Raw genomic sequence first — 3,849 nt, 5'->3', positions numbered from 1 at the left:
TATATAATACTACTGATGAGGCGCATCAAGCTAGCCAAAGAAAAGAGCTTGGGTGGTTGTTAGGTATTGGAATCGTCTTAATGCCTTATATCTTTAGTTTTTTCACTCTCAATAAACGATACCCTTCCTCAGCTCGTATTGTAGGTTTTTCCTATCTACTTATAGTTGCGCTACGTTGGGCGTGTGACTAAATTTTTTAATATCAAGTGAGCATTTAATTGTGAAAATTAAATTAAATAAAGTTGAGTGGATGATTGTATTTTTTGGATTAATATGGCTAATAAATATTTTTACTGTATTAGTTAAATAATTTTTTTGAATTTTAAGTTATTAAAATTATGAGTGTTAAATACAACTTTATAAATTTGAAGTTATATTTAACACTTTTCTTTAAAGAATTTTTTGATTGGCAACCTTATTTAGCTAATATGTTACTTAATTATTTGCCTTTTCTCACTGCTTTTAAGAAGCTATAAGTCATAGCCAAGTATTAAAATGAATTCTCAAACCAAATGTAACATTTTATTTAAGTAAAACTTACAGGTTCATTCTTGAAAACCCAAATAATTTAAAAAATTTATTTTGCTAATATAGCACTTCTTATGACCAATATTTTAAGAAAATCCCCCTAAGATTTTCAAACTAAATGATTGAAAATTAAAAATTTAACTAATACTTTTTAAACCACCTTAAATTCCCTCTTACACCTATCTTTCCATTTGCGCCATTCGTATTAGCTGCTTAATTATATTGCAGTTAGCTATACTTCAAGTTCGCAAATGGAAAGTAGATTGCATTTTTAGTCTTTCAGGCTAAAAAAGTGAGCTAAGCATACCTTTGGTATAGTTAAGATTGAAATAATTTTAACTATACGATGACTATCAATATTGCGTAGACTTTCGTTACGTTATCGCTATCAATATTATTGACACGAAGTGCATTCGCTATAGATTAGGTTTGATAATGAGGCACACACTCAAATACATCTGACATAGTTTCAGGTTCAAAATAATTTTTTTTAGATCTTTCCTAGGGACTCACACTGTTAAAATAGTATCTATTTCAAACATAGGTAATTACATTCATCTTTGTATATAAAATAATTAACTTCTTTCAATAGTGTCATTTTAATAAATAATCCATAAATTTATAGTTTATTCTAGTGTCCAAAACTTCAATAGACTTAGATCAACTATTTGATTAATAGATTAATATTTCCATGTAAAAAAGGGCAATTTTAAGCTATATTCTTTGTGCAATTCTAATTAGAAATTAAATATTTATTGGAAGCTCGTAATGAAAATAGAGGTCGCTGTTAATAAAACTGCATCAACTAAAGAAAGAGGTGACCTACTGGAATCACTTGTAGGAAGACTACTACAAGCACAATCCTATGATGTTGTGAATGAGATTCGATTTACCGGTGTAGAACTGGATCTACTTTGTAAGCACAAGGTAAGCGGTAAGGAAATATATGTTGAATGTAAAGCTTATAGAAATACAAATATTGATGCAAATATTTTAAAAAATCTTGTAGGAACTTTAGTTTTTAAAGATTATTCGGAAGCATGGCTAGTTAGTACAGTAGAATATGGAAAAGAAGCTAAAGGTTTCATTAAAGAATGGAAGGATAAGCCAAAAGAGCAAGCAACTAAATTAAGCTTTTATGATCCCCTTCAAATAATTAATTCCTTAATAGATTCCAAGGTTATACAAAACTGTCCAACTGATTTAGCGACCAGTCACATAGGTAGTATTAATCTTTTAGGTGAGTGGATATTGTTAGTAACGCCATATGGTCTTTTTTGGGCTGCTCCTACTATCTCAGGAGGAATTCCAACTAATGTATTATGTTACTACGCGAATAATAATGAACTTGTGGATGATTATGCTCTACTAGATAAGATAGCTGAGACAGATACCTCATTAAATGGTTTGAGCTTTAAATTACCACGTATAAATAAGTCTAAAGTTGCAGAAATTGAAGCTCTAAAAACGGTAAGCGTTGTACAGATACAAACAGGTGAAGCATGGAGTGATTATAGACCTGCAAGGCCTGAGGATTTTGTTGGTCGTGTAAAAGACATTGATTATATTTTTGACTTTTTCAAGCGAATTAAAGAGAATTCTACCAATACTCGTATTTTTGCTATTACGGGCAACTCAGGTATGGGTAAAAGTTCTCTCATTGCAAAGTTGAAAAATAAGGCTAGTAATTATCAAAATAAAAATAGATTTTTCATCTTTTCTGTAGATATTCGAGCTGCTACTGGCCCTGAATATATATTATCTTCATTATTACAAGCCTTAAAAACAGCCCAAAAAAATGGGTTTGGAACACAGGATATTGACCTAATATTGTCTGATGTCGGTAATCCACTCAATTCTGAAACAATTAAAAAATACCTAGAGTCTTTAGAGTCCAAGAATCAGTTAATTGCTTTAGTTTTCGATCAATTTGAAGAGCTTTATTCTAAACCAGAATTATACGAAGTATTTGAAAAAGCCAAGTCATTGCTACTAAATGCTGCTTCGATCAAAATTAATTTTTGCTTAGGTTTTGCATGGAAAACAGATAGTACTACTCATAGTGAGCACCCAGCTTATTTCTTTTGGCATCAATTATCCGATTACCGAGTAACTCGAAAACTCGCCCCCTTTTCTGATAGTGAGTCAAATGCTGTTATTAATATTTTTGAAAAAGAAATTCAACAAAAGTTACATCATGATCTTCGGCACAATTTAGTTGCTAGCAGTCAAGGATATCCATGGTTACTAAAAAAGTTGTCTATCCACTTATATGAAAAAATTGAAAATGGTATTAATCAAGACGATTTACTAGAAAACAAATTAGATGTAGCTAGCTTATTCAAAGCTGACATGGAAACTCTGTCCCTAGCTGAAACTACATGTTTAAGATTAATTGCTCAACGGGCTCCGGTAGATTGGTTTGAAATTATTGAGGTGTCTGGTCCCGATACTTTAAAATCTTTAATTGATAGACGTTTAGTAATTCGAAGTGGTGATAGATTAAATATCTATTGGGATATTTTTAGAGAATATATTTTAACCGGCAATGTTCCTGCAATTCTTTTAAGATATTTGCCTTCTACTGATTTCTCATCAGTTTATAAAGTAGTAAAGCACTTAACTCATAACGAAAAATTGTCAATTCAAGAGCTAGTGGAACGAACTGAACTTTCCGAAGGAACTATTCAAAACATTGGTTCTGACATGGTTATGTTTGGGGTTGCTCTTCGAGAGAGTGGTTTATATTCATTAAGCGAAGAAGTAGCTATTTGCAATGAAATTGAAATTCTTAAAGCTATACGTGAGAAGTTTTCAAAGCATGTATTTACTTCAGCATTAAAAGAGTCCTCTATACATTCAGTTTGGAGCGTTAGTAACCTAATTGAACTATTGAAGCAATCATATCCAGCAAATAAATATGCTGAAAAGACTTGGCATGCCTATACAGTTCGTTTATGTAGATGGTTAGAGTTATGTGGTTTCCTTCATTTATCAAAAGGTAATTGGATATATAAAGACCAAGGTGAAGTAATTTCTGAAAGAACAAAAACAGAACGAAATCGCAGAAAAGGAAATGTTTTTACAGCCCCAGCTTCTCCTTCGCTTACTTTAGAAGCACTCAGTTGGATAATTGATAAAAAAAGTGTAGGTAAAAAGGAAGAAAAGCCTAAAGGCTATAGAAATGCCCTTTCCATACTAAGTAGATTTGAAATTATTAGAAGTGAAAATGATAGATATATCGTAGAGCAGGATAAAGTATCAAAATTTCTAGACAGGAAAGGTTTGCTTTGGTTAAGCGCAAACTCTGAGGAAGTGCTA

Annotated in this window: 1 protein-coding gene and 1 pseudogene; both read left to right on the top strand. The window is 31.5% G+C overall.

The window, feature by feature from the left end; all coding sequences use genetic code 11:
* Window positions 1–191: pseudogene (locus BKE30_RS16445) on the top strand (hypothetical protein); the annotation flags it as partial.
* A 1,105-nt stretch (window positions 192–1,296) separates the two neighbouring features.
* Window positions 1,297–3,849: restriction endonuclease (locus BKE30_RS15565; RefSeq protein ID WP_076879464.1), on the top strand; the 2,553-nt coding region annotated here is incomplete at its 3' end.

This window comes from Alkanindiges hydrocarboniclasticus (assembly GCF_001982605.1).
GTDB lineage: Bacteria > Pseudomonadota > Gammaproteobacteria > Pseudomonadales > Moraxellaceae > Alkanindiges > Alkanindiges hydrocarboniclasticus.
Note: the sequence above shows the minus strand (reverse complement) of the source record. Positions and strands in the feature narration are given on the sequence as shown.